This is a genomic window from Flavobacterium piscis, assembly GCF_031457575.1.
In the GTDB taxonomy this organism is placed as follows: Bacteria; Bacteroidota; Bacteroidia; order Flavobacteriales; family Flavobacteriaceae; genus Flavobacterium; species Flavobacterium piscis_A.
The window spans coordinates 40671-66366 of sequence record NZ_JAVDWQ010000016.1 but is presented as its reverse complement, the minus strand read 5'-3'; the positions used below and the strand labels follow the sequence as shown (position 1 = coordinate 66366).

Annotated in this window: 16 protein-coding genes; 12 read left to right on the top strand and 4 right to left on the bottom strand. The window is 31.4% G+C overall.

Features of this window, described 5'->3' with window-relative positions:
- Positions 1-112: 112 nt before the first annotated feature.
- A complete protein-coding gene (locus J2W48_RS18605; protein ID WP_310283251.1) occupies positions 113-1201 on the bottom strand; it encodes a PepSY-associated TM helix domain-containing protein in 1089 nt (362 codons plus the stop codon).
- Between the two features lie 56 nt (positions 1202-1257).
- The gene (locus J2W48_RS18600; protein WP_310283250.1) at positions 1258-3702 is read right to left on the bottom strand and encodes a TonB-dependent siderophore receptor; all 2445 of its coding nucleotides are present in this window, start codon (positions 3700-3702) and stop codon (positions 1258-1260) included.
- A 519-nt stretch (positions 3703-4221) separates the two neighbouring features.
- On the opposite strand from J2W48_RS18600, the gene J2W48_RS18595 reads away from it, so the two are divergent.
- From J2W48_RS18595 to J2W48_RS18580, 4 genes are all read left to right on the top strand, one after another.
- Positions 4222-5184, top strand: a complete 963-nt coding sequence (locus J2W48_RS18595; RefSeq protein WP_310283248.1) for a sterol desaturase family protein — start codon at positions 4222-4224, stop codon at positions 5182-5184.
- Between the two features lie 162 nt (positions 5185-5346).
- On the top strand, positions 5347-6576 hold the full coding sequence (locus tag J2W48_RS18590) for a DUF4856 domain-containing protein (protein WP_310283246.1): 1230 nt from the start codon (positions 5347-5349) through the stop codon (positions 6574-6576).
- Between the two features lie 71 nt (positions 6577-6647).
- Complete coding sequence (locus J2W48_RS18585; RefSeq protein WP_310283245.1) at positions 6648-7757, top strand: imelysin family protein; 1110 nt, start codon at positions 6648-6650, stop codon at positions 7755-7757.
- 108 nt (positions 7758-7865) lie between these two features.
- The gene (locus J2W48_RS18580; protein ID WP_310283244.1) at positions 7866-10343 is read left to right on the top strand and encodes a TonB-dependent receptor domain-containing protein; all 2478 of its coding nucleotides are present in this window, start codon (positions 7866-7868) and stop codon (positions 10341-10343) included.
- A gap of 590 nt (positions 10344-10933) precedes the next feature.
- On the opposite strand, the gene J2W48_RS18575 is transcribed toward J2W48_RS18580, so the two are convergent.
- Positions 10934-11836 (bottom strand): alpha/beta hydrolase, encoded by a 903-nt coding sequence (locus J2W48_RS18575; RefSeq protein ID WP_310283243.1) that lies wholly within the window; start codon positions 11834-11836, stop codon positions 10934-10936.
- A 630-nt stretch (positions 11837-12466) separates the two neighbouring features.
- Between J2W48_RS18575 and J2W48_RS18570 the strand changes: the two genes are divergently transcribed.
- The 8 genes from J2W48_RS18570 (at position 12467) to J2W48_RS18535 (ending at position 24618) form a co-directional block, all read left to right on the top strand.
- On the top strand, positions 12467-14563 hold the full coding sequence (locus J2W48_RS18570) for an alpha-L-fucosidase (RefSeq protein ID WP_310283242.1): 2097 nt from the start codon (positions 12467-12469) through the stop codon (positions 14561-14563).
- A 145-nt stretch (positions 14564-14708) separates the two neighbouring features.
- Positions 14709-16622 (top strand): glucosamine-6-phosphate deaminase, encoded by a 1914-nt coding sequence (nagB, locus tag J2W48_RS18565; protein WP_310283240.1) that lies wholly within the window; start codon positions 14709-14711, stop codon positions 16620-16622.
- A 1066-nt stretch (positions 16623-17688) separates the two neighbouring features.
- The gene (locus tag J2W48_RS18560) at positions 17689-20073 is read left to right on the top strand and encodes a TonB-dependent receptor domain-containing protein (protein ID WP_310283239.1); all 2385 of its coding nucleotides are present in this window, start codon (positions 17689-17691) and stop codon (positions 20071-20073) included.
- Between the two features lie 65 nt (positions 20074-20138).
- Entirely contained in the window at positions 20139-20336 is a 198-nt protein-coding gene (locus J2W48_RS18555) for a hypothetical protein (protein ID WP_310283237.1), read from the top strand.
- A gap of 80 nt (positions 20337-20416) precedes the next feature.
- Entirely contained in the window at positions 20417-20611 is a 195-nt protein-coding gene (locus J2W48_RS18550) for a hypothetical protein (protein WP_310283235.1), read from the top strand.
- A gap of 200 nt (positions 20612-20811) precedes the next feature.
- Positions 20812-21024 carry a hypothetical protein gene (locus J2W48_RS18545; RefSeq protein WP_310283233.1) on the top strand — a complete coding sequence of 71 codons (213 nt, stop codon included), beginning with the start codon at positions 20812-20814 and terminating at the stop codon, positions 21022-21024.
- Positions 21025-21117: 93 nt separating this feature from the next.
- Positions 21118-22413, top strand: coding sequence for a radical SAM/SPASM domain-containing protein (locus J2W48_RS18540; protein WP_310283231.1), 1296 nt, complete (start codon positions 21118-21120; stop codon positions 22411-22413).
- Positions 22414-22428: 15 nt separating this feature from the next.
- Positions 22429-24618, top strand: a complete 2190-nt coding sequence (locus tag J2W48_RS18535) for a peptidase domain-containing ABC transporter (RefSeq protein WP_310283230.1) — start codon at positions 22429-22431, stop codon at positions 24616-24618.
- 356 nt (positions 24619-24974) lie between these two features.
- Here the strand turns inward: J2W48_RS18535 and J2W48_RS18530 are convergent, their stop codons facing one another.
- Positions 24975-25688 carry a LytR/AlgR family response regulator transcription factor gene (locus tag J2W48_RS18530; RefSeq protein ID WP_310283228.1) on the bottom strand — a complete coding sequence of 238 codons (714 nt, stop codon included), beginning with the start codon at positions 25686-25688 and terminating at the stop codon, positions 24975-24977.
- Positions 25689-25696: the final 8 nt, after the last annotated feature.

The following is a 25696-nucleotide window of genomic DNA, read 5'->3' as shown; positions in this document are numbered from 1 at the left end:
ATTGTAGACCTGCGTTAATTTTTAAGATGCAAAAACCCGACTGTTGTTGGTCGGGTTTTTATATATAAAAAGATCAAATCTTTTTTTAATATTGAGATCAGGTTACTATGGTTTACTTTTTTCTTCCTAACCAAATTAATAAACCACTAATAGGCAATGTTACAGCAAAAAGGCAAACCAGTAAAGCTAGTATTTTGGTTGGATATCCATAAATGCTTCCGGTGTGAACAGGATAAATCAACCGTCTTATTTTATCTCCTTTTGAAAAAGATTCGTAGGGTCTTATTTCAATTTTTTCAGCGGTATATTTATCAAAATAAGCAGCACTGGATTGATTCGGAATCGTTTTTTCTAAATTTTCCTTAATTACAAAAATGCTATTAATACTATCGTTCGGCATTCTGATCTGTACATTCCCTTTGTATAAATAAATGCTATCAGTAGCTTGTAAAATATGCTGGTAAAATGCAGTTTTATTTAGTTTAGGGTCAATTTTTGTTGGATTTTCCACTTTAGCTGAAGGTTTGTTGGTTGTGCCATCGGCTAGATAATAAATAGCACTTTCAAACCATTTAAAAGACCAGGTAAGGCCTGTTAGAGAGATGATTAGCAGTATGAAAAAGCTGTAAAAACCAAAAGTAGAGTGAAAGTCCCAATTGACTCTTTTAAAGGAGGCATTCCATTTTACGGTTAAGCGTTGCTTTAAATTTTTTATTTTTTTTGGCCACCATAAAATCATTCCCGAGATTAACATGAAAACAAAAATCAGGCAAGAGCAGCCCGTAATAAATTGCCCGACATCACCCATTATTAAATGTCGGTGTAAATCTAAAACTACCGAATAAAACCTGTTTTTTTTATTTACAGAACCTAATACTTTTCCGGAATACGGGTCAACAGAGAAAATTATTGATTCCCCTTCAGAATTTTTCCCCAGAATTCGCATCGTACGTTCAGGATCATTATAGGTATAAATACGATTAATTTCTTCAACTGAATATTGTTTTTGCAAGATATCAGTACAATAATCAATTGTTTTTTTTGATTTTCCAACAGTAGAAACGGTATAAAACTCAGGATTTATGAATTGCTCAATTTCATCTTCAAAAACCAGAAGGCTTCCTGTTAGTGCCACTACAAAAACTACAAGCCCGGAAGCAAGTCCGAGCCATAAATGTAGTTTTCTAATATTTTTTTTCAATGTTTTATTCATACTAGATACTCTTCAGGAGTTTTTAAATATAAGTAAAAGAGTTTTTAAAATGAATAACCAAGAGTAAGTAACCAGTTACCAGGTGCTCCGGGAAATAGACGAATGTAATCGTAGCCACCAACCCAATAGGTTTTATTAGTAATGTTGTTGGCATTTAATTGTATCTTGAATTTATTGATATTATAATAAAGTGCCGCATTGAATAATGTGTAACCAGGGATTGTCTGAGTGGCGCTAATACTTAAATTACGTGTAGTTACAAAATTGGAACCCATGGCAATACCAAAATCTTTTAAAGCACCATGTGTAAAATTATAGCGTGTCCAGATATTTCCCTGTTGTATAGGCGTATTTGGTTTTTGTCTTCCAACCTCAGATGCTACAGGACTATCTGTAATATGAGCTTCATTATATGAGTAAGCGGTTGAGATACTCCATTCGCGGGTAATATTACCGTTGATGTCGATTTCAATACCTTTTGATTCTTCCTTTCCAATTGCTCTCATTAAGTCAGCATTCGAGGCATCGTTGGCATTGTATAAAGTATTTTTTTGCTCGATTTTAAATAAAGCAAGCGTTACAAATAATTTTTCTTTAAACCATGATGATTTTCCTCCAAACTCTATCATATTACTTTCTAACGGGTCAAAAGGACCTCCGGCATTTGGATTCGATAATGAAGATGCCGTTTGCGGATTATATCCTTTTACATACGTACCATAAAGATTAATATTAGGATTAACGGTATATGTAAGGCCCAAACGGGGCAAAAATGAATGTTGTTTTACTTTATTCTCGTTATCTTTTTTATAATTCTCTTTATCGGTATATTCATCATATCGAACTCCAATTAAAGCTTGAAATGCTCCCCATTTTATGTGATCCTGCAGGTAAATACCATACAAGGAATAATAAGTTGGATCAAACGGACGGGCAACATAAAAATACTTGCTCATGTCTTTTAATTGCTGTGATCCAGATGGATTCGTTAAGTCAAAATGTGCCACATTGGGAACAGGATTTCCATTAGCATCTAACAAATAAGCACTACTGTTATTAGGATTATAGGTACTGATAAATCCTGTATTGGCAGCATTTCTATATCCTCTTGCCTCGAGTTGAGAGCCACCAGAAGGAACTTCTTCCTGTGCATAATCATATCCTAAAATCAAATTATGATCTAAGTCCCCAGTTTTTGCTTCATATTTAAAAAAAGTAGAAAGATTATCGATATAACGTTTACGTTTACGCATAAAAACCTGCATCTCAATTGCTGTCGGAATTGTGCTTCCGTCTGCTGCTGAAGCATATTTGTTCGCGCCGCGATGTTCTAGAAGATCTTCATTATAACCCGTTCGGATATAAGAAGCAGAAAATGATAAACGATCACTAAATTGATGATTTAATGAAGTCGTTACTATATACGTTTCCTCATTTAGATAATCATTAGTTGAGTTTAATGAATTTGAAGTTTTGGTTGAATAAAGATTATTTTCATAAGTTGACTGACCTCGATCCAATATACTTTTTGAACTGGTATAGATTAAATCAAAATTGACACTCGTTTTGTCATTTGGTAAAAAAGACAGGGAAGGGGCAAATACCAAATTTTTGTCAAATTGTAAATCCCTAAAAGAGTTTGCATTTTCGTAACCTAAATTCAAACGATATAAAAGTGATTTATCTTCAGTAAGTGGTCCGGTAAAATCGGCTAATGCCCTTAAGGTATTGAAACTTCCGGTCGAGAAACTCACGCTGTTTGCCGCCTGATCTAAAGGTTTTTTTGTAACTCTGTTCAAAACCCCTCCAGGCGATGCATTACCAAATAAGGCAGATGACGGACCTTTTAAAACCTCTACACGCTCCAGATAATTGGCTAATGGCTGTTTCCAGAACCCGGTTGAAGTTCTTAATCCGTTAAGTAATTGAGTATTGCTTCCTCCGTTTATTCTAAATCCTCTAATCGAAATATCATCGTAAAAAGTAAACTGACTTACGCCACTAAAATTTTTAACAATTTCACCTACACGTATAGATCCCTGATCGGCAATTAATTCTTTTGTAGCATACGACACAGCTTGTGGCAAATCTTTTAAGGCAATTTCTGTTTTTGCTCCAATAAAAGATTTGGTATTTCTATAAGATTTCTCTTTTCTGCCTGTAATTTCAACTGTTTGTAATGTATTGATGTTTTCCTTTAAAGTAACAGAAAGATCAAGCTTTTCATTTTCATGCAATTCAACTGTTTTTTCCTGAGGAGAAAATCCCATGGCAGAAAAAAGAAGCGTATAAGTTCCGGGAGTCAGGTTGTTAATTTCAAAATATCCCTTTTCAGTTGCGGTAGTGCTTTTTTTAAGGTTTTTAATCGATACGGCGGCGTATGAAACCCCTTCGTTATTTTCAGAACTTATTGTTCCTGTAATTTGAGAATTTTGTGCCTGGCCAATACTAAAAAAGGCCAATAACACAATCATGTAATTAAACTTCATGGCGGTTATTTAAATTTTATGTCGCAAATTTACACTTATTTAGATTAAATACAAATAATAAAATTATTGATAAAGTTGAATAACTCTAATTTTAATTCAAAAGCGGGGTAGTTTTATATTTGAATTTCCTGAAAAAAGAGAGGATAATTTAATCCAATTATTGAGACACAAATAAGAAAATGAAAGAGAAGAAGGAGGTGAGGATTAGCTGAGCAATGGATGAGACTTATAAAAGTTAAAGGTATTTAGTGTTTTTTATATAGTGCTGTTAATGAACTTGGTTATGCAGCTGATAACGAAAGAAGCTCTCTTTTAGGCAGTTTATTGATGAATACACTGTAATGCATTGAAATTGCTATTTGTTTTTGTGTACTGATTTGTACATTTGCAAAAATTAAAATCCTTTTATGGATGCGATAGAAAGAAGGTGTTATTTTGATTATCATAAATTAGCTCAATAAATAAAACAGATAGAATTCTATTCGTTTTATTAAATTTAATTGTAAAACAAGAACAATAATGATGGAGGGTTTTAAAACATTGAATGAAGTAATTAAAGTAGTTTTAGGTAATTTTACGGAATCGGATAACCGACTTTCTTTTTTTTACTTAATTCCTACAGTGCTAATTGCCTATTTAATATATTTTAAAACCAAACAAAAAGGCTCTTTCCTCAATTATATTTTTAACAAAAAAACATGGCTAAGCAAATCTGCCAAAGTAGATTATGTGATGTTGTTTTTTAACAGCATAATTAAAGTGATACTGATTGGCCCTTATCTGGCCTTTGGATTCTATCTGGCTTTTTATACCGATGATTTTTTGGCACGAACTTTTGGTTATGAAAAAATAACTTTAAGCATAACTCAAACCCTGATTTTATATACCCTTACACTAACATTAGTGAGTGATTTCACTACTTATGTCATTCATTACCTCATGCATCGATTTGAATTTCTGTGGGAGTTTCACAAAATTCACCATGCCGCCACAACGCTGAATCCCGTAACACAATATCGCATACACCCTGTTGAACTCATTCTTGTAAACATCAAGGAAACATTGGTCTTCGGATTAGTTATGGGTTTATTTGATTATCTCTCGGCGCACCAAGTTGAGATGATCACCTATTTAGGAATCAATATTTTTTCCTTTATTTTTATGTTTTTTGGCGCCAATCTACGCCATTCCAGTATTAAATTCAAATATTTTAATTTTTTGGAATACATATTTATGAGCCCGTACCAACACCAAATCCATCATAGTAACCAGCCGGAACATTTTGATCGTAATATGGGGTCAAAATTAGCCGTTTGGGACTGGATGTTTGGAACCTTGTTACGCTCGAAACAAGTAAATAAAGTTACCTTCGGAATCAGTAAAGAAGAAGATCTTCAAAAAAAATATGAGTCTTTTTTTAATAATTTGTTTTTGCCTTTTGTAAGTATTTACAGGGTAATTATGAGTAAAAATTCAAGATGATATATCGGATTTATGTTTTAAATAAAATAAAACATGTTTTAATATGCAAAATATCAATGAATTATGGCTTTGTATTTATTTATTCTAAATAATCTTTGGCAATTTGAAATACGTTCCTATATTTGCAAAAAATTATCTTAATCCAATCTAAATTAACCAAATATGGAATTTAAAAAATTATCTCTTTCTGCATTATCAATTATATTCTTGGGATTTGCTTCTTGTTCAAGTGACGACACATCACCTGAAGAAACTTTCAATTATACCGTTCCGGCAACTTACACGTTCGAAAGAGACGCTGTGACTTCTATAGATTATTCAGGTCAGACAAGCCGTTTATTAATGCTTGATGAGATGGGAAAATATTTTAGTACAGCCGCAACAAACGGAACTGTTGCTGACAACGTTGTTTTATCTGAAATGTATGCAAACACGAACGATCATTTTACAGGTACAGGGTTAAATACCTCAGGAAAACAGTTAAAAGATAAAACGGCTGCTTCGAAAGATTATTTTTCGCTATATCTTGGTGGTGGTTCAACTACTGAACAGATTAATGTTCGTGAATTATTTGAAACACAATTTGACAATGCTAAGGCCGCAAGCCAAGGAACGACTGCTTCTGCAGGTGTTGCCGGTGTCTATTTGGATGGATCAAGTAAGCGATTATTAGCTGCAAACGGATTAGAGCCTCAACAAGTATTGTTAAAAGGAATGATGGGAGCTTGCTTTTTAGATCAAGTTGTAAATAATTATTTAAGTTTGAATAAATTAGACGAAAGCACTAATAAAGCTGACAATACTGCTAAAGTTTTAGTAGCGGGTAAATCTTACACAACGATGGAACACACTTGGGATGAAGCCTATGGTTATATTTATGGAGGCGATAATTTAACCGTTACACCTAATGTTTTCAAATTTTGGAGCAGTTATATTAATCAAGTTAATGCTGATGCTGATTTTAATACTATAAAAGCTGATATTGATTTAGCTTTCCGTAAAGGCAGAGCGGCAATTGTAGCTAATGATTATAAAGTTCGTGATGCTCAAATTGATATTATTAAAGCAAAACTTGCAATGGTTCCTGCTGTTAGAGCGGTATATTACTTGCAAGAAGGAAAAGGAAAATTAGCAACCGATAATGGGGCAAAAGCATTTCACGCTTTGTCAGAGGGTTATGGTTTTATAATGTCATTAAGATACACGAATAAGCCGGGAACAAACAGCCCTTATTTTACAAAAGCAGAGGTAGATGCTATGCTTGCTTCGCTAACAAGCGGGACAAACGGTTTATGGGATATCGACACATTGGGTGCAAAACTTGATGCAATTTCTGCTCAAATTGCAACAAAATTTGGTTTCACGGTTGCTCAAGCCACATCAGTAAATTAATTCAATAAAAAACAAAGCAAGAGAAATTTACTTCTCTTGCTTTTTGTATTTTTGTGAAAATTTTTTAAGAAATGAAAAAGACCCTATTGATTTTAAGTTTTATAGCACTAATTGTTGCTTGTTCGTCTAATGGCGGAGACCCTAGTAGTGAAGGTAATGAGAGAACAGCACTTTTAACCAACTGGGCTGATAATATCATTGTTCCAGGTTATATAAATTATCAAGCAAAGGTTCAGATATTGGTAACTGGCACAAATGCTTTTGTTGCAGTTCCAACTGAAGCAAATCTTCAAACGGTTAGGACTTCCTGGTTTGAAGCCTACAAGGCATACCAATATGTAGCGATGTATAATATGGGAAAAGCAGAGGAAATCAACTTTAATGTGGCTTCCAATACCTACCCAACAAATACAGTTGGTATCGAATCAAATATTTCATCAGGAAGTTACAATCTGTCACTGCTTTCACAACTTGACAAGCAAGGTTTTCCAGCTCTGGATTATTTGATAAATGGTTTGGGAACTACTGATGCTTTGATTGTTGAATTTTATACTACAAATGCGAATGCTGCCAATTATAAGCAGTATTTAAAAGATGTTGCGGGCAAATTAAAAACAAATATCGATGCCATTGTGACAGATTGGAATTCAGGTTTTAGAAATAGTTATGTGGCCAACGACGGAACTTCGATAAGCAGTTCTGTAAACAAAACAATAAATCTGTTTGTAAAAAGTTTTGAGAAGGACATTCGCACCGGTAAAATAGGAATTCCTGCAGGAGTTTTTTCCGGGGGTGTTAAATATCCGGAAAAAGTGGAAGGCTATTACAAAAATGACATTTCTAAAGAGCTGCTGAATATATCAATTAAGGCATCACAGGATTTTTTTAACGGAAAACATTTCAATAGCACAACAACTGGGGAAGGACTAAAATCTTATTTAGACATTAAGAATACAACAAAAAACAATCAAAAATTAAGCGATGTCATAAATAATCAATTTACTGCTATTTTTAACGCAAATAGTGTACTTAATAATAGTTTTTCACAACAAGTAAATGCTGATAACTCAAAAATGATTGCCACTTATGATGCTTTACAGCAAAATGTAATCTATACAAAACTAGATATGATGCAAGCATTAAGTATCACTATAGACTATGTAGATAGCGATGGCGATTAATACCAATTATTTTTCTATATAAAGATAAATATCCCAACATTTGAATCCATTTTCAGAGTTGGGATATTTAGTATTAAAAATAATTCCTTTTCCAAATAGAATACAAAAATGAAGATCTCAAAAAGCAAGCAAAAGATTCAATTCTCTAATTTATTATACAAGCTGTTCATTTATTCAACTTTACTGTTTGTCTCGTCTAATGCTATTTCCCAAACAAAAATTGCAGGTATAATTACAGCTGAGAATGGCAGAAGATTGACTTCTGTTGAAATATATAATAAAACTTCGGGAACTAAATATTTGTCCAACTCTAAAGGGGAATTTTCAATAGAGTTAGACAAGTCTGGTGATTTTGAACTTGTTTTTTACAAAGAAAACTATTCAGTTTTAGAAAAAATAATTTCAACATCTGATAAAAATATTACCATTATTCTGGATAAAATCACAAACCTTTCGGAAGTAGTTATCAATAAACAAAAAGAAAAAATATTTGCTGTCAATAAATTAAAAGATATTGATGAAACGGCCATTTATGCAGGTAAGAAAACAGAAGTAATCTTATTGGATAAACTGACAGCGAATAAAGCAACCAATAATGCACGCCAGATATTTGCTCAAGTTGTAGGATTAACAATCAATGAAAGTTCCGATGGCGGTTTGCAATTAAGTATAGGCGGGCGTGGATTAGATCCAAACCGGACTTCCAATTTTAACACACGCCAAAACGGTTATGACATCAGTGCTGATGTTTTGGGCTATCCCGAAAGCTATTATGCAACACCCACCGAAGCATTAGAAGAAATACAAGTAGTTCGAGGTGCAGCATCATTACAATATGGGACTCAATTTGGCGGGCTGGTGAATTTCAAAACCAAGACGCCCAGCAAAAAAGCATTCGAATTCACAACAAGAAACACTTTTGGCTCTTATGGATTGTTTACCAATTTTACTTCATTAAGCGGAACAAAAGACAAATTCAGTTACTATACCTTTTACAATTACAAGCAGGGGAATGGTTTTAGACCCAATTCTGAATTCGAGAGCAAAAACTATTTTGGGAATTTAAATTATCAGTTTACAGATAAAACTTCACTACATTTTGATTACACCTATTTTAATTATTTGGCTCAACAAGCTGGCGGATTGACAGATGTGATGTTTAACGAAGACCCAACTCAAAGTAATAGAACACGAAACTGGTTTGCAGTTGATTGGAATTTATTTGCAGTGCGATTAAAACATAAGTTCAATGCTAACGCTGATTTTTCATTGCAATTATTTGGCTTAGATGCAAGCCGGAAAGCAGTTGGTTATCGTTCTAATCGAGTTTCAAATCCTGATATATTGGAAACAGAAAGAGATTTGATAATAGGTGAGTTTGTCAATTGGGGAGCAGAAGTGAGGTATTTGCAGCGCTATAAAATAAAAGAGAACACTAGTGCTTATTTGATAGGTGCTAAATATTATCAATCACGAAATACGGGAATTCAAGGCCCCGGAAGTTCAGGTAGTGATGCCAATTTTAATGTAGCTGATACAGAATTTCCTTTTTATCAAAATCAATCCAATTACACCTATCCAAACTTGAATGTATCGGTTTTTGGAGAAAACATATTTAAGATAACATCTGACTTTTCAATAACCCCAGGTTTTCGATTGGAAAAAATAAAAACACAGGCAGAAGGTTCTTACCAAAAAATAAATCTTGATTTGGCAGGAAATGTAATTTTAGATGAGACCAACTTTGAGAATAATATAAAAGATAGAAATTTTGTTTTATTAGGTATAGGATTAAGTTATAAACCATTGAATAAAATAGAGTTTTATGGAAATATTTCACAAAATTATCGTTCGGTAACATTCAATGATATTCGAACTGTAAGCCCAAGTCAAGTGATTGATGAAGATATTACAGATGAAAAAGGCTATACATCAGATATTGGAATACGTGGGCAATTAGGAGATAAAGTAAATTTTGATGCCAGTATATACGGATTGTATTATGATGACAAAATAGGTGAATATGAAACTAGAAACCCCAATGGTTCAGCGGCAATTGTTAGATTCAGGGATAATATAGGAACTGCTGTTACTTATGGGTTTGAAACAATGTTCGATTGGAGTTTGAGCAGGACATTTTTTAATAGGAATGACAACTTTGTTTGGAATGTGTTTTCTAATATTGCAATCACAGATTCGAAATACCTAAAATCAGACGCACCAAATATTGAGGGTAATAAAGTAGAATTTGTTCCGCTTTATAACGTAAAAACCGGAACAGGAATTGGGTATAAAAATTTTATTTCGAGTGTCCAATTTACCTATGTATCTTCTCAATTTACAGAAGCAAACAATAGCAAAACTGATGTAAATGACAACACGTATGGTATTTTTGGTCAAATTCCGGCCTATTACGTAGCTGATTTTTCAACCTCCTACAAATGGAAAAAATGGAAGCTGGAAGCAGGAATCACCAATTTTACAAACAACAGTTATTTTACAAGAAGAGCAACAGGATATCCTGGCCCCGGAATCATTCCGTCTGATACCAGAACTTTTTATACAACGCTCGAGTTTGTTTTTTAATGTTTTGAGATAATAGTCAGGTAGGCTTTAGGGATGTCGATAATGTATCAAACCAGGTCATGAAAATAAAATGTAATTTTAGCAATGATTCTAATGCGAGCCTCTTTAACACCTACATGATGAAACTCACATACTTTTCAAATTTTTCTTTAAGTTAAGAATCATCACAAATGCGAACCGTTAAACTCAATAAACATAAGGAGAGCTTTTTATGAAAAAATAGTAAAGAATTAGTTTTTGGTTATGCTACTTCAGCATCAAACGGTTTTGTGATAGGAATAAATAACAGATTCACTGATTAGAAAAGAATGTCAAAAGTAGCTTTTGCAGATTATCCAAAACTTATTGATGCGGTTGTAAAAGAAGATTTTAAATAGGGGTATTGTCATAGTCAATTAAAAACTATTTTTGAGAAAATAAAATGTAAATAAATTTTAAGTTATCGAAAAAAGGTTGAGTGGTTAATAGTGTAAATAAGAATAGAATTTTGTAATGTTCCGATTTAAACTATTTAATGATTTTAGTTTCTAAGAAGTTTTCAACTGATTTTTTAATCATTTACAAACGGGAATATCCAGAATGCACAAATATTATTTTTTTTCAGCTTCTTTCAAGAAGAAATCGGTCATCTTTTTAAAAGTATGTTCATTAAATGTAACCGGTCCATGTTGACCTTCAGGGACAGAAATAAATTCAGTCAATAATCCTTTTTCTTTCAATGCTTTGGAGAAAATTTCACTTTGACAATATGATACAACATTGTCAGCCTCCCCATGGATTACTATAAATTGAGGGTCTGTTTTGTCAATGAAAGTGATAGGATTAAGAAGAGCTAGCATGTCTAGGTTGTCTGCCGGGTTTCCTTTAATAAGAGCGGCCTCAGGAGAGTTACCATCTTTGGTACTTTTGCATTCATTCATGAGAGTCATGTCGATAGGACCAAACCAATCGACTACAGCATTCACAGAACTGCTAACGGAGGTGTAATTTCCTATATTGCCTTCAATATCGACCGTCTTTTTACCTACTGTAAATTCTTTAACAGAGTTTGATGCTCCTGCAAGTGATGAAAGATGGCCTCCGGAAGAATAACCTGTAATACCTATGAATGAAGGATCAATTTGGTATTTGGATGCATTTGCTCTTACAAATCGTACCGCAGCCTTAACATCATTTATTTGAGCAGGATAAGCAGCATCGGAACTTGCCCTGTGATTGATAACAATTACCGCAAAACCACTATATAGTAAATGTTTTCCTATTGTTTCGAATGCGGTTTGTTTCATATTATTACCATACCATGCACTGCCATATATTACAATTATTGCCTTATATTCAGGTTTCTCTGCCTTAGGCAAATAGATGTCAAGGTTATGATACTCTTTGTCATCATTGGCATAATTTTGATTAAGCCATTGGTTGCCAGAATTTTGTCCAAAACTTGTGACAAAGTTAAATACAACAATTATTATAGAAAGAACGGTTTTCTTCATACTCATAATTTTCATCAAGTGTTATGTTCATTTTTAAAATGATTTATTTTTATCTTTATAAAGATTCGTATAAATGTACTAAAAAGAGGTGTGTTGTAATGACAAAAACAAATGAAAAATTAATTAGTGCTAATTCGTGTAATTTGTGGCAAAACTATTAGAATTTTTGTGTCATAAAACTCACAAGTGATTCGATCGAGAGGCTTTTATATCAGATTGTTTTTAATTCCATGTCTCAATTGGATGTAAATTTTTATTGCCGAAAAAATAAATTAGAGTATTACGATTTAAATTTTCTCCAAAATATTTTTCCGGAACTTTACAATCACCCAATACTCTTTTAAAAACGTTGTTGGTCGAAATAGTGTGAAATAGAATATTGATTTACTTTAAATTTATCTTTTTAACCTGATGGGTATAATTAGTTTTTGATGATAATTTTTTGTCAGTTCAAGTGATCCGCTTTTTAACGGGATTGTATCGAGAACAGAAAAATTATTATTAAAAAAGGTTCTCGATACATTTTTTGTTCCGCTTCTCTGCACAAAAAACACTCGAACTGACGTTTTTAATAATTACACCCAATGGTTATTTAATTGCCTTACTAACAAAATATTAATTAAAGCCCTGATGAAAAATATTTTTTTATTGCTTAGTTTTTTTTTAATAATAACACCAATTTGTTCTCAGGAATTGTTAAAATCTCCTGAGCCATTTGGGCCATTGCCAACACAAAAACAAGTTGATTGGCATGAAATGGAGTTTTATGCTTTTGTGCACTTCTCATTAAATACATTTACAAATAAAGAGTGGGGCTATGGTGATGAGTCCCCAGAGCTGTTTAATCCGACTAATCTTGATGTTCGTCAATGGGCCCGGATTGCTAAGGAAGCTGGTATGAAAGGAATTATATTAGTAGCAAAACACCATGACGGGTTTTGTTTATGGCCATCAGCTTATACAGAACGGTCTGTAAAAAACTCTCCATGGAAAAAAGGCAAAGGGGATTTGGTTAAAGAATTAGCTGCAGCTTGCAAAGAGTACGATTTAAAATTAGGACTGTATCTTTCTCCTTGGGATAGAAATCATGCTGAATACGGCAAACCGGAATATATTACGTATTTCAGAAATCAGCTGAAGGAATTGCTTACTAATTATGGAGATGTCTTCGAAATGTGGTTTGATGGTGCCAATGGTGGTGATGGTTATTATGGCGGAGCCAATGAAACCCGAAAAATAAACACCCTTGACTATTATAATTGGGATGAAACCTATAAATTAATTTATAAAACGGCGCCAAAAACTTTGGTATGGGGAGTTGGGCCTTCAGAAGCCAGATGGATTGGGAATGAAGAAGGCCGTGCCGGAAAAACAAATTGGAGTCTTTTACGTCAAAAAGATGAGTTGGCAGGAAAAGTACATTATACGGAGTTCATGTCCGGGCATGAAGATGGAGAAAAATGGGTTCCCGGCGAAGCAGATGTATCCATTAGGCCAGGATGGTTTTATCATGCAGTTGAAGATGATAAAGTTCGCTCACTTGATGAAATGGTCGATATTTATTATGAGTCAATTGGACGTAATGCCAATTTACTGCTTAATCTTCCTGTAGACAGAAGGGGATTGGTTCATGAAAATGACGAAGCCAGACTAAAAGAACTGGTTGCTACTATAAGAGAAGATTTTAAAACCGAATTATTAGCATCAACCAAAGTAACAGCAGATAATAACAGAGGTAACAGTAATGAATTTGCAGCCAAAAGTGTAATTGACGGAAATAAAGATACTTATTGGGCTACAGATGATAATGTAAAAACAGCTTCGATTGTGTTTGATTTTGAAAAACCTACAGCGATCAATCGGATTCTGCTTCAGGAATATATAAAATTAGGACAACGCGTCAAAGCTTTTACGGTAGAGGCTAAAATTGACGGACAATGGAAAACTATTACCGATGAAACTACAATTGGATATAAAAGAATTTTAAGAATAGACCGGGTTATGGTTTCAGCACTTAAAATAAATATTACTGATGCAAAAGCAAGTATTGTTATCTCGAATATTGAGGCATATAATGCACCAACTTTTGTAAAGGCACCGGAAATTCAGCGGGATAAAAATGGAAATGTCACTATAAAATCTGAAGAAGGAAATAGTATTTATTATACTGTTAATGGTAGTACGCCATCTGTAAAAAGTACATTATATAAAGGCGTTTTTAAATATAATAAAGCAGTTCAGATAAAAGCCATAGCAATCAATAAAAATGAAAATAGCAGCAGTGCAGCTGCAACAGCAAAGTATGGGATTTCTAAAGAAAAATGGAAAATTGTTACCGCTTCAAGCGGAGATTTGAATTTGGTAAATAGAATTATAGACGGAAATCCGGGTACAGACTGGAGTTTTGGAAACGACAGCAATACCCTTTCGCAGGAAGTAGTAATTGATATGGGAGGCATTCTAAAAATAAATGGTTTTACTTATGTTCCGCAACAAGTAGGTAACAACCTTAATTTAATATCTAAATATGAATTTTACACAAGTTTAGATAACATAAAATGGACGGCACAATCTCAGGGTGAATTTTCAAACATTCAAAATAACCCTATAGAACAAGTAAAAACATTTACTGAAACTAAAGCAAGATACTTACGCTTTGTTGCTAAATCAGCTGAAGGAAAAGCTCAGACATTTTCTATTGGCGAAATAAATGTGATAGAAAAGTAAATAAACGAATCTTAAATTGGTCTCTGATTTTTTTTAAGTTTCTAATTATGTCTTTTGCCGAAGTTAACAGGTTATTAGTCGAATTTTTAATTTTATAGCTAGACTAATTCTTAATTTTATACTATTAATTAAAGGAAACAGGCAAATGATTAAAGAAGGTATAAATTTTAAAGAAGCTGGAAAATTTGAAGAAACACGTTTTGAGAAGATTCATAACGTAATTTTCGAATCATCTCAGGAAGCTTCTGTATTAGTTGCACAAGAAATAGCAAACATAATTCAGAGAAAAGAAGAATTAAATGAACCTTGCGTTTTAGGATTAGCAACTGGGTCTTCGCCAGTAAAAGTTTATGAAGAACTAGTAAGACTGCATAAAGAAGAAGGTTTAAGTTTTGCCAATGTGGTAACCTTTAATTTAGATGAATATTATCCAATGGATAAAAATAATATTCAGAGTTACTACTATTTCATGCATGAACATCTCTTTAATCATGTTGATATTCTTCCGGAGAATGTTAATATTCCAAACGGAAATATAAGTAATGAAGATTTACAGCAATATTGTATTGATTATGAAATGAAAATTAAATCATACGGTGGTTTAGATTTCCAGCTTTTAGGAATTGGAAGAACAGGTCATATCGGGTTTAATGAGCCGGGATCTCACGTTAATTCAGGGACAAGAAGTATTACGCTAGATCATTTGACACGCGTTGATGCAGCCTCTTCATTTTTAGGAATTGATAATGTACCCCGTAAGGCTATTACAATGGGAATTGGTACTGTAAAAACCGCCAAAAGAATCGTACTTCTGGGATGGGGAATCAGTAAAGCTGAAATCATTAAAAAAACAATAGAAGGTGAAATTTCTTCACGAGTGCCGGCAACCTATTTACAGCAGCATAACAACACAACATTTGTTTTAGATACCGAGGCTTCATCAGAATTAACGAGAGTAAAAACGCCATGGTTAGTAAAATCAATTATCTGGACAGAGGAATTAAAGCTTAAGGCTGTTGCCTGGTTAAGTGAGCTGACCAAAAAACCTTTTCTTAAACTTACAGATAAAGATTATAATGATAACGGTATGTCCAGTCTCTTGACAGAAGAAGGAACTGCTTATGACTTAAACATTAAAATGTTTAATAAAATGCAGCAGACTATTACGGGCTGGCCGGGAGGAAAACCAAATGCAGATGATACTTACAGACCGGAACGTGCCACTCCTGAAAAAAAGAGAATTATCATTTTTAGTCCGCATCCTGATGATGATGTTATTTCGATGGGAGGAACTTTTGACCGACTTGTAGAGCAGGGACATGATGTTCATATTGCTTATCAGACATCCGGAAATATTGCCGTTTCTAATGAAGAAGCTTTAAAATTTGCTGAAATTTCGATGGCATTAAATGAAAATTCCAGCGAGTCTGAAAATATCATCAATTTTTTAAAGAATAAAAAAGCCAATGATATTGATTCATTAGAAGTTAGAAAATTAAAAGGGTTAATTAGAAGAAGTGAATCTTTGGCTGCTACCAGATATTTAGGTTTGCAGGATTCAAGTGTTCACTTTTTAGATTTGCCATTTTATGAAACAGGTACAGTTAAGAAAAATAACCTGGGAGAAGCTGATATACAAATTATGTGTGATATTATCGAAAGAATAAAACCACATCAAATTTACGCGGCAGGCGATTTAGCAGATCCGCATGGAACCCATAAAGTTTGTTTAGATAGTTTGTTTGAGGCTTTAAAAAGAGTAAAGCACAAAAGTTTTATGGATGATTGCTGGGTCTGGTTATATAGAGGCGCCTGGCATGAATGGGAATCTTATCAAATCGAAATGGCGGTGCCAATGAGTCCTGATCAGGTTCTTAAAAAGCGTCATGCTATTTTTTATCACCAATCCCAAAAAGACGGAGTGATGTTTCAGGGAGATGACAGTAGGGAATTCTGGGTAAGGGTAGAAGACAGGAATAGATTAACAGCAGAAAAATACCATGCTTTAGGATTAGCAGATTATTCGGCTATAGAAGCATTCAAGAGATATATATTCTAAAAATACAATAAATTATTTTTTTAATGGTTTATTTTGATTAGTTAGTAAGTTGAAAATGCGGCCTTTATGGCCGCATTTTTTTGTTGGTACAATCTTGTTTCCCTGACAAAGAAAGAATCACACAAGAAATTCTGTGTAGAAAATAGCTAATCTTTGTAGTGTTTAGAATTTGCGACCCAGAAATTAAACAGCCCAGTATTTACAAATATTTCAGATTTGAGGTACAAATGAGGTATAAAATCTGCACAAGTAACACGAAATAACAACAAATAAATTTTATTCATTTTTTAATATAATGACAGCTTTCTGCTAATCTGTTTGGTAATAAGAACGCATTAGCTAGTGGTAGAAACAATGTTTAAAATATATTTGATAGAAAAAGGTTGTTTATTTATATTTTAAGGCTACCCATACTCTGGACAATTTATAAACAATTTTATGCAAGATTTAATGAAATTTGTATGTTTTCAAGTTAATCCTGTAAGAAAAAATTAAAAACTGCTTGCTTATAGTATTAGGCAAATCGTTTTGATCTTTGAGTGCAAGTATTAGAAGTGTTTTTACAATGGTTTAGGTTATTACTGACAATTGATCCACTTTGTGTGAGTTCACATTTCTACGAAATTTTTGCGAAGAAATAATTACATTTTGAAGTTATCATTATCTTTTTTTAAAATGATTCCATAAATAATATTTCTATGAAAGATAAGAAAATATCTTTGAAGTTCTAAAAACTTATTAACCAATAATTGTTTAATAATTATTTTTGAGACACTCCCCACGACTATTTAAAACATTCTAATTTCATTTTTGTACAGATAAAAAGGTGTATAGAGATATTAATTACCCTACAATTTTCATCAAAACATTTGATAGTCAGAAAATTAAATTTATTAACTAAAATTTAACAAGAAAAAAAAAGAATTTAGGTGATTGAAATTGAGAATAATGACCTATTTTTATTTTTTTTTTAACAAAATAGCATGAAATTTCAATTTTTATAAAGAAAATAAAAATTAATAATCATAAAACAGAGAGTGCCAACATAAAGATTTTAACAAAAAAAATGAATAGAAAAATTTTAATATTAATAGTTACAGTATTATCCCCAATAGCATTGTTTTCTCAAGTAAATATAAACGGACAGATTAAAGATAAAAACAATAAATCTATTGAATTAATTGAAATACAATTAAAAAACAAAGATTCTATAATAGTAAAAAGTGAATTAACAAACTCAGATGGTAAATTTATAATAGCTACTGAGAAAGGAGAATATCTATTATTAATAAAACAAATGGGTAAGTTTATATATAAACAACCAATAAACATAATTCAAAATATTGATCTAGGAATTATCAGAGTTAATGAAAATGAACAAAAACTCTTAGAAGTTGTAATAACTTCAAAAAATAAAATAATAGAAAGGAAAGTAGATAGGCTAATTTTCAATGTAGAAAATAGTGTTTCAGTCACTGGAGGTGATGCTATTGATGCGTTAAGACTTACACCTGGACTACAAGTTGAAAATGATGAAATCGCTATGATTGGCAAAGGCAGTATGGCTGTGATGATAGACGACCGATTAGTGCAACTTTCTGGTGATGATTTGATGAATTTTTTAAAAACAATCCAGTCCGATAATATTAAAAGTATTGAAGTAATTAAAGCACCTCCTGCCAAATATGATGCTGGAGGAAATGGAGGTATTGTTAATATTAAACTAAAGAAGGTAAATAAAGATGATCTATTTAGAGCAAGTATTAATTCATCATATGAACAAAAAACATATGCTACTGGTTCTATTGGAGGAAATATAACTTCACAAATAAATAAGTTGAGTATCTATTCGGCGATAAATTACAAAAATGGTTCTTATAAGGTAACAGAAAATAAAAAGTATCATTATCCTGCACAATTATGGGATGAGAATAATTTAAGAAGAGAATATACTAAAATCTTATCGGGAAGAATTGGATTTGACTATAAGCAAAATGATAAAAATGAATATGGTGTTTTGTACCTTGGTTCATTAAATAAGCCGTCAAATAATGAAATTGATAAAACTGACATTTATGACAATCAAAATCAATTAACAGATTATTTTACTAAAACTGATTCAAATAGAGATAAAGACGAAATTTTTAATTCTTATAATGCACATTATAAAAGAACTATAGACACTTTAGGGAAATCAATAACAGCGAACGTTGATTATTTATTTACAAATCAAGGAACAAATCGCACTTTTGATATTAACTCATTTGTAAATGATAATAATGCTAATTATAATGCATTCACCACCGGAAATCAAAATATAAAAATTTCTACATCGAATATTGATGTAGAATTACCATATGCAAAAATAAAATACACTTTTGGAGCAAAGGTATCATTTATCAATACAAACAATGATTTTAAATATTATGACATTTCAACTGGTGATTTTGTATTAGATACAAACCAAAGCAATGAATTTAATTATACTGAAAATACTCAGGCACTATATTTTATCACCGAAAAAAAAATAAATAAATGGGAATTTCAAATTGGATTAAGAGCAGAAAATACTCAAACAAAAGGTTATTCAAAAAATTTGAATCAGACTAATACAAATAATTATTTAAAACTTTTCCCTACAGTTTATTCTTCTTATACTGCAAATGAAAAAAACGTTTTTTCTTTTAATTATTATCGTAGAGTTGGAAGACCTAGTTACTACATGGCAAATCCATTTAGGACTTATACAAGTGATTTTAGCTATACAGAAGGAAATCCATTTATTCAACCCGAATTTAGCACTAATGTTGAATTAGCACATACTTATGATAACAATCTAAACACGTCCTTTTCTTATAGTTACTTAGAGGATGGAAAAAGTCAAATTCAACTATTAGATCCGACTACAAATATTTCTAAATCAACTTTCCTTAATTTTTTTAAAGTATATAGCTATTCATTAGATGTAAGCTATACACTAAAAAGATGGAAATGGTTGGAATCGAATAATTCAGCTAGTCTTTTTTATAGAAAAACAGTTGCAAATGAATTGTTAGATAATCAAATCGTTGAACAATTGAGTTACTATGTCTCATCAAACAACACATTTTTTCTAAATGATTCAAAAACATTCTTATCGAGTTTGGAATTAACATATAAGTCTCCACAAACCATCAATATCTATCATATTTCAGAAACTTTTAATACTAATATTGGTTTTAAATATATTTTTTCCAGCAAAAACTTACAGTTTAGTTTAAATTTTTACGACGTATTCAAAACAAATAGATATAGATCTTACAATTATTCAAATAGTGTCTTGTTAAAATCAAATAATTACTACGACGTTCAAACATTAAGATTTTCCCTCCTTTATAAATTTGGAAATAAAAAAATAAATGTAAAAGAGAACAAAAGAGGAAACGAAAACGAGTCAAACAGAGCCAATTAATTTCAACAAACCGCACCAGTACGGTTACTTGCTGGTAAATATTTTTTAATCTTTAATACTTTAAAATGAAAAAACAATTAAACAAAGTACCAAAACTAAAAGAGCAAAATGGCACTCTATCCGGAGGTTTTGCATCATTAAATGAATTTCAAATGAACAAAATTAAAGGGGGTAAAGCACCTGCAGATGGGAATTCTAGTTGCAACAATCCTGGAGATTGTACAAAAACTGATAATGGAGTTTGTACCAACGGGACTTGCTAGTATTATTCTTTTAATAAAAAATCCAAAAATGCTCTAAGGATGTAAATTATGATGAGCTGTATTTTAAAACAATTTTAAACATGAAATTAAATAAATTAAAATCATTGAAAATTGATTCAAATGGTAAATTGTCAGGTGGGTTTACATCATTAAACACATCTCAGATGAGTAAAATTAATGGAGGTAAAGCGCCTTCGGATACAAATGGATATTGCACTAACACGAATGGTTGTGGCGGTCAAAATGACCAGTGTACCAATACTACTTCGTGTTAATCAGTCTGATGCTTTTTGTAAAATAAAAATTGGTTCCTAAATAGACAAAGAGATATTTAAATCTTTTTGTCTATTTAAAATATTTCCTTACACTTAAAGTGTTAAATCTAACAAACAAGTGATAAAAAGTTAGACAATAAAAGTCCGAAAATACTCTGAAGACATAAAAATATTGAGTACTATTAAAAATCTTTGTAAAAATGAAATTAAATAAAAAATTAGAAAAATTGACATCATTGAGTGTAAATTTAAATGGCAAAATGTCTGGAGGATTTGGATCATTAAACTCAACTCAAATGAGCAAAATTAATGGGGGTAAAGCTCCCGCAGATTCAAATTCGTATTGTACCAACAATACAACATGCAACGAAGCAAATACATCTACTTGCACTAACTCAGGGACATGTGGATAAGTTTCCTAAGTATCTTATTTTAAAACTATTTACTTTCAGTAAATAGTTTTAAAATATATCATTTCTCCAATTTCAAACAAATTACCCAAATATATGAAATATAGTAAATTCAATAATTTTTTTAATTATGAAGACAAAAAAATCGGCTACAATACTTACGCAAATGAATTTATACTTTTAGACCCCGAGCTTTTTGAATTATTAGAAGCATCAAAACGAGAAGCAAATTTTGATGAACTAAATAATATACATCCAGATTTCTATGAACATTTAGTTGAAAAGGGATTTTTAATTAACGATGAAATTGATGAAATTGATAATGTAAAAAAATTGGTAAAAAAAATTGATCAGGAAAACGAATCTTCTTATCAATTAACAATAAATCCAACAATGAATTGCAATTTTAAATGTTGGTATTGTTACGAAACGCATATCAAAGCATCAAAAATGTCCCAAGACACAATACTTTCTGTAACAAAGTTTATAGATAATTTATTAATTGAAAAAGAAAATTTAGAATATTTTCATTTGAGTTGGTTTGGAGGTGAACCCCTACTTTATTTTGACAAAACTGTTTTACCATTGTTAGAAGATGTTTATCCTAAAATGATGGAAAGAAAAATAAAGTTTTCTTCAGGTTTTACTACAAACGGTTTGTTAATAAGTCAGAAAATGCTTGATTCTTGCAAAGATTTAGGAGTTAATCATTTTCAAATTACATTGGATGGACATAGGGAGAGACATAATCAAGTAAGATATATTTCAAAAGAAAAAGGTTCATACGATGAAATTGTAAAGAATATAATATTATGCTTAAAAAATAAATTTTCAGTAGGCGTAAGGTTAAATGTTTCTGAAGAAACGATTGAAACATTGCCAAACATTATTGAAGATTTTATAAAAATAACAAAAGCAGAAAAAAAATATTTGAATTTTTCTTTTCATGAGGTATGGCAAGAAAAAAAGGATATTAATTCAGACATTCAATCTATTGTTGACATGTTTAGATCAAAAGGATTTAATACTTTATATAAAGGAGTTAATTTAGATACAGTCAAAAACTCTTGTTATGCAGATAAAAAAAATCATGCAACTTTAAATTATAATGGTGAAGTATTTAAATGTACAGCTCGTGATTTTGAGTCTAAATCAAAGGAGGGACAGTTGAATGAAAACGGAGTAATTGAATGGAATGAAAAATTTGAAGATAGAATGAATTCAAAATTCAAAAACCCTCCATGTTTGAATTGTAGTATACTTCCAATTTGTAATGGCGGTTGTTCTCAACAAGCGATAGAACATAAAGGTGTTGATTATTGTATTCATAATTTTGATGAAAACAAAAAAATAGACATTATTAAAGATAAATTTTTATATGCTATTTCATAAATTAAATATTTCTAAATGATTTTCTCAGCACAACACGACCAAACTGATTGTGGTCCAGCTTGTTTGTCAATGATTGCAAACTATTACAATAAAAATTATTCTTTACAATTTTTAAGAGAACTCTCCTTCATTAATCGTGAAGGAGTTTCTTTATTAGGGATAAGTGAAGCCTCAAAAAAAATTGGATTTGAAACCCTCTCAGCTAAACTTACAATAGATAAACTTATTGAAGAAAAAGATACCCTCCCCTGTATTTTGCATTGGAATCAAAACCATTTTGTAGTTCTTAAAAAAATATCTAAAAATATTTTTTCAAAGAAATATCATTATCATTTAGCAGATCCTGCTCATGGTTTCATAACCTTAAACGAAGAAAATTTTAAAAAATCTTGGTTGTCAGATAATAGTAATGGAGTTGCATTTTTTCTAGAACCGACAGAAGAATTTTATAAAAAAAATCCTCAAGAAGAAAAAAAAATGTCACTAAAATATATGTTCAACCACCTAAAACCATATAAAAGACAACTTACATTAATGTTTATAATGCTTTTATTGGGTAGTTGTTTAACATTAATATTGCCATTTCTGACTCAAAACCTAATAGACAAAGGAGTAAATGCAAAGAATATAAATATAATTTCTATAATACTTCTAGCACAATTAGGCGTCTATTTAGGAACATTATCAATTGAGATAATTAGAAACTGGTTAATGCTTTATGTAGGTACAAAATTAAGTATTACCATTATTTCAGACTTTCTAAAAAAACTTTTACAACTACCAATTAAGTTTTTTGACACAAAAATGATGGGCGATTTTAATCAGCGAATACAAGACAATGAACGTATAGAGCACTTTTTAACTTCACAAAGTTTATTGACTTTTTTTTCGATTATTACTTTTTCTGTTTTTTTTGGGGTGCTTTGGTATTACAATATCATAATACTTTTTATTTATTTAACTTTAACCGTACTTTCAATTACTTGGTCATTATACTGGCTTAAAAAACGGAAAATTTTAGATTATTTTAAATTTCAACAGCGAAGTGAAAATCAAGAGTCAATATATGAAATTATTAACGGAGTTACAGAAATGAAACTCAATCAGTTTGAAGATTTAAAGCGTCAAGAATGGGAAAAAATTCAACAAAAGTTATTTAAGATAAACATCAGAATTTTAAAACTAGACCAATTTCAACTATCAGGTTTTGAGTTTATAAACCAAATCAAAAACATTATAGTAACATTTCTTGCTGCAACTTTTGTAGTCAAAGGTAAAATGACTTTGGGCGAATTATTAAGTGTTTCATATATTGTTGGTCAAATGAATTCGCCAGTAAACCAATTAGTAGCTTTTTTTCGTTCATTGCAAGATGCAAAATTAAGCTTAGAAAGACTTAATGAAGTTCAAAACCATCCAACAGAAGAAAGCGAAAATAACAAACAACTTTCTTTATCAGAAATAAAAACAGAAATAAAATTTATCAATGTGAGTTTTCAATATGAAGGCCCAAAGTCTCCATTTGTCCTAAAGGATATTAACTTCACGATTCCTGAAGGCAAAATAACAGCCATTGTAGGTGCAAGTGGTAGCGGAAAAACAACATTAATGAAATTGTTATTGAAATTTCACGAACCTACGAAAGGAGAAATATTTTTTAATTCCGAAAATATAAACAATATTTCACCCAAAAGTTTACGGGAAAACTGTGGAGTAGTAATACAAGACGGTTTTATATTTTCCGACACCATTGAGAGAAATATCGCAACAGGCGATGAAATTATTGACAAGGAAAAGCTTAAAAATGCAATAAAAATTGCAAATATTGAAGATTTTATAAATTCTTTGCCATTAGGAAGTAATACCAAAATTGGAGCATCAGGGAATGGAATATCTGGAGGGCAAAAACAAAGAATTCTTATTGCTAGAGCAATTTACAAGAACCCACATTACATATTTTTTGACGAAGCAACTAGTGCATTAGATGCAGAAAATGAAAAAAAAATACACGATAACTTGCAACTATTCTTTAAGGGAAAAACAGTTTTAATTATTGCACATCGTTTAAGTACTGTCAAAAATGCAGACCAAATCATTGTTCTTAATACAGGGGAAATTGTAGAATCAGGTACACATCAAGAACTTGTATATAACAAAAAAAACTATTACAACTTAGTTAAAAATCAGTTAGAGCTTGGTAGTTGATTTTTTATTTAAAATTATCAAGAATTTGAGCTTTATTGGTTTCAGATCAGGGTTTAAAAACCCAGCAATTTATTGCAGTGTATATATTAGTAATGCGAAAAAAACATAAAATATTACCTTTAAATTGATCTAATATCAGTTTTAAAATTAATTATCCCAGTTTTTATTAAAACAGAGAGACTGAAAGTCTCTCGTAAAACCAAACCCTTGCACTGAAAATGTAGCGTGGGGGTTTGTTTAGTTATAACATTTTAGCTTTTTGGTAGCGTGTTTTGTGTTGTTTTAACGTCTTATTTTTTGCTCCTCAAAATGACAAAGATATTGTCGTCAATTTTTTAATTAAAAGTACAGCTGTATTAAATAGAAGAATTTAAAATTCTTTGTTTTACATGATCAATATACGATCTGCCAATTACGTATCTAAGGCCTTCAATTTCTATACTATTTCCTTCAACGGCATCAATCTTATCAATAGCGATAGTATATGATCTGTGTATTCTCAAAAAATTTCTTTCGGGTAATAAATCTGTAAAATCAGATAATGTGCTGTGTATGATGTATTTGCCTGTGAGTGTGTTTATTTTTAGGTAATCTTTCAAACTTTCGATTACTAAAATTTCATTAAAAAAGATTTTCTTCATTCTCTTCTTGTCAATCTTAACAAAAATAAAAGCACTTTCGGAATTATTTTCATGCGGAATATTGCTGCTATTGTTAAGTCTTTTGCTAATCTTGTTTAGTGTTTTCATTAACCTCGGAAATTCGATAGGCTTTACCAGGTAATCTAAAACATCTAATTCGTAAGTTTCTATAGCAAACTGACTGTATGCACTGGTAATGACAAGTATAGGAGGGTTCTCTAAACTTTTAATAAAATTAATGCCATCAAGGACAGGCATATTAATATCCAGAAAAACAGCATCAACTTTATTGTTTTTTAAAAAATTAAGGCCTTCGATGGGGTTGCTAAAAGTATTTACTACCTCAAAATTTTCAATAGGTTCCAGGTAATTTTTAATAACATTAATTGCCAATGGCTCGTCATCTATGATCAAACAATTTATTTTCATTACTATTA

What these genes read in the sequence shown, in the direction of transcription:
- J2W48_RS18600 (WP_310283250.1), bottom strand. Translation starts at nt 3,702, where the DNA reads ATGAAGTTTAATTACATGATTGTGTTATTGGCCTTTTTTAGTATTGGC.
- J2W48_RS18595 (WP_310283248.1), top strand. Translation starts at nt 4,222, where the DNA reads ATGATGGAGGGTTTTAAAACATTGAATGAAGTAATTAAAGTAGTTTTA.
- J2W48_RS18590 (WP_310283246.1), top strand. Translation starts at nt 5,347, where the DNA reads ATGGAATTTAAAAAATTATCTCTTTCTGCATTATCAATTATATTCTTG.
- J2W48_RS18585 (WP_310283245.1), top strand. Translation starts at nt 6,648, where the DNA reads ATGAAAAAGACCCTATTGATTTTAAGTTTTATAGCACTAATTGTTGCT.
- J2W48_RS18580 (WP_310283244.1), top strand. Translation starts at nt 7,866, where the DNA reads ATGAAGATCTCAAAAAGCAAGCAAAAGATTCAATTCTCTAATTTATTA.
- J2W48_RS18575 (WP_310283243.1), bottom strand. Translation starts at nt 11,836, where the DNA reads ATGAAGAAAACCGTTCTTTCTATAATAATTGTTGTATTTAACTTTGTC.
- J2W48_RS18570 (WP_310283242.1), top strand. Translation starts at nt 12,467, where the DNA reads ATGAAAAATATTTTTTTATTGCTTAGTTTTTTTTTAATAATAACACCA.
- nagB (WP_310283240.1), top strand. Translation starts at nt 14,709, where the DNA reads ATGATTAAAGAAGGTATAAATTTTAAAGAAGCTGGAAAATTTGAAGAA.
- J2W48_RS18560 (WP_310283239.1), top strand. Translation starts at nt 17,689, where the DNA reads ATGAATAGAAAAATTTTAATATTAATAGTTACAGTATTATCCCCAATA.
- J2W48_RS18555 (WP_310283237.1), top strand. Translation starts at nt 20,139, where the DNA reads ATGAAAAAACAATTAAACAAAGTACCAAAACTAAAAGAGCAAAATGGC.
- J2W48_RS18550 (WP_310283235.1), top strand. Translation starts at nt 20,417, where the DNA reads ATGAAATTAAATAAATTAAAATCATTGAAAATTGATTCAAATGGTAAA.
- J2W48_RS18545 (WP_310283233.1), top strand. Translation starts at nt 20,812, where the DNA reads ATGAAATTAAATAAAAAATTAGAAAAATTGACATCATTGAGTGTAAAT.
- J2W48_RS18540 (WP_310283231.1), top strand. Translation starts at nt 21,118, where the DNA reads ATGAAATATAGTAAATTCAATAATTTTTTTAATTATGAAGACAAAAAA.
- J2W48_RS18535 (WP_310283230.1), top strand. Translation starts at nt 22,429, where the DNA reads ATGATTTTCTCAGCACAACACGACCAAACTGATTGTGGTCCAGCTTGT.
- J2W48_RS18530 (WP_310283228.1), bottom strand. Translation starts at nt 25,688, where the DNA reads ATGAAAATAAATTGTTTGATCATAGATGACGAGCCATTGGCAATTAAT.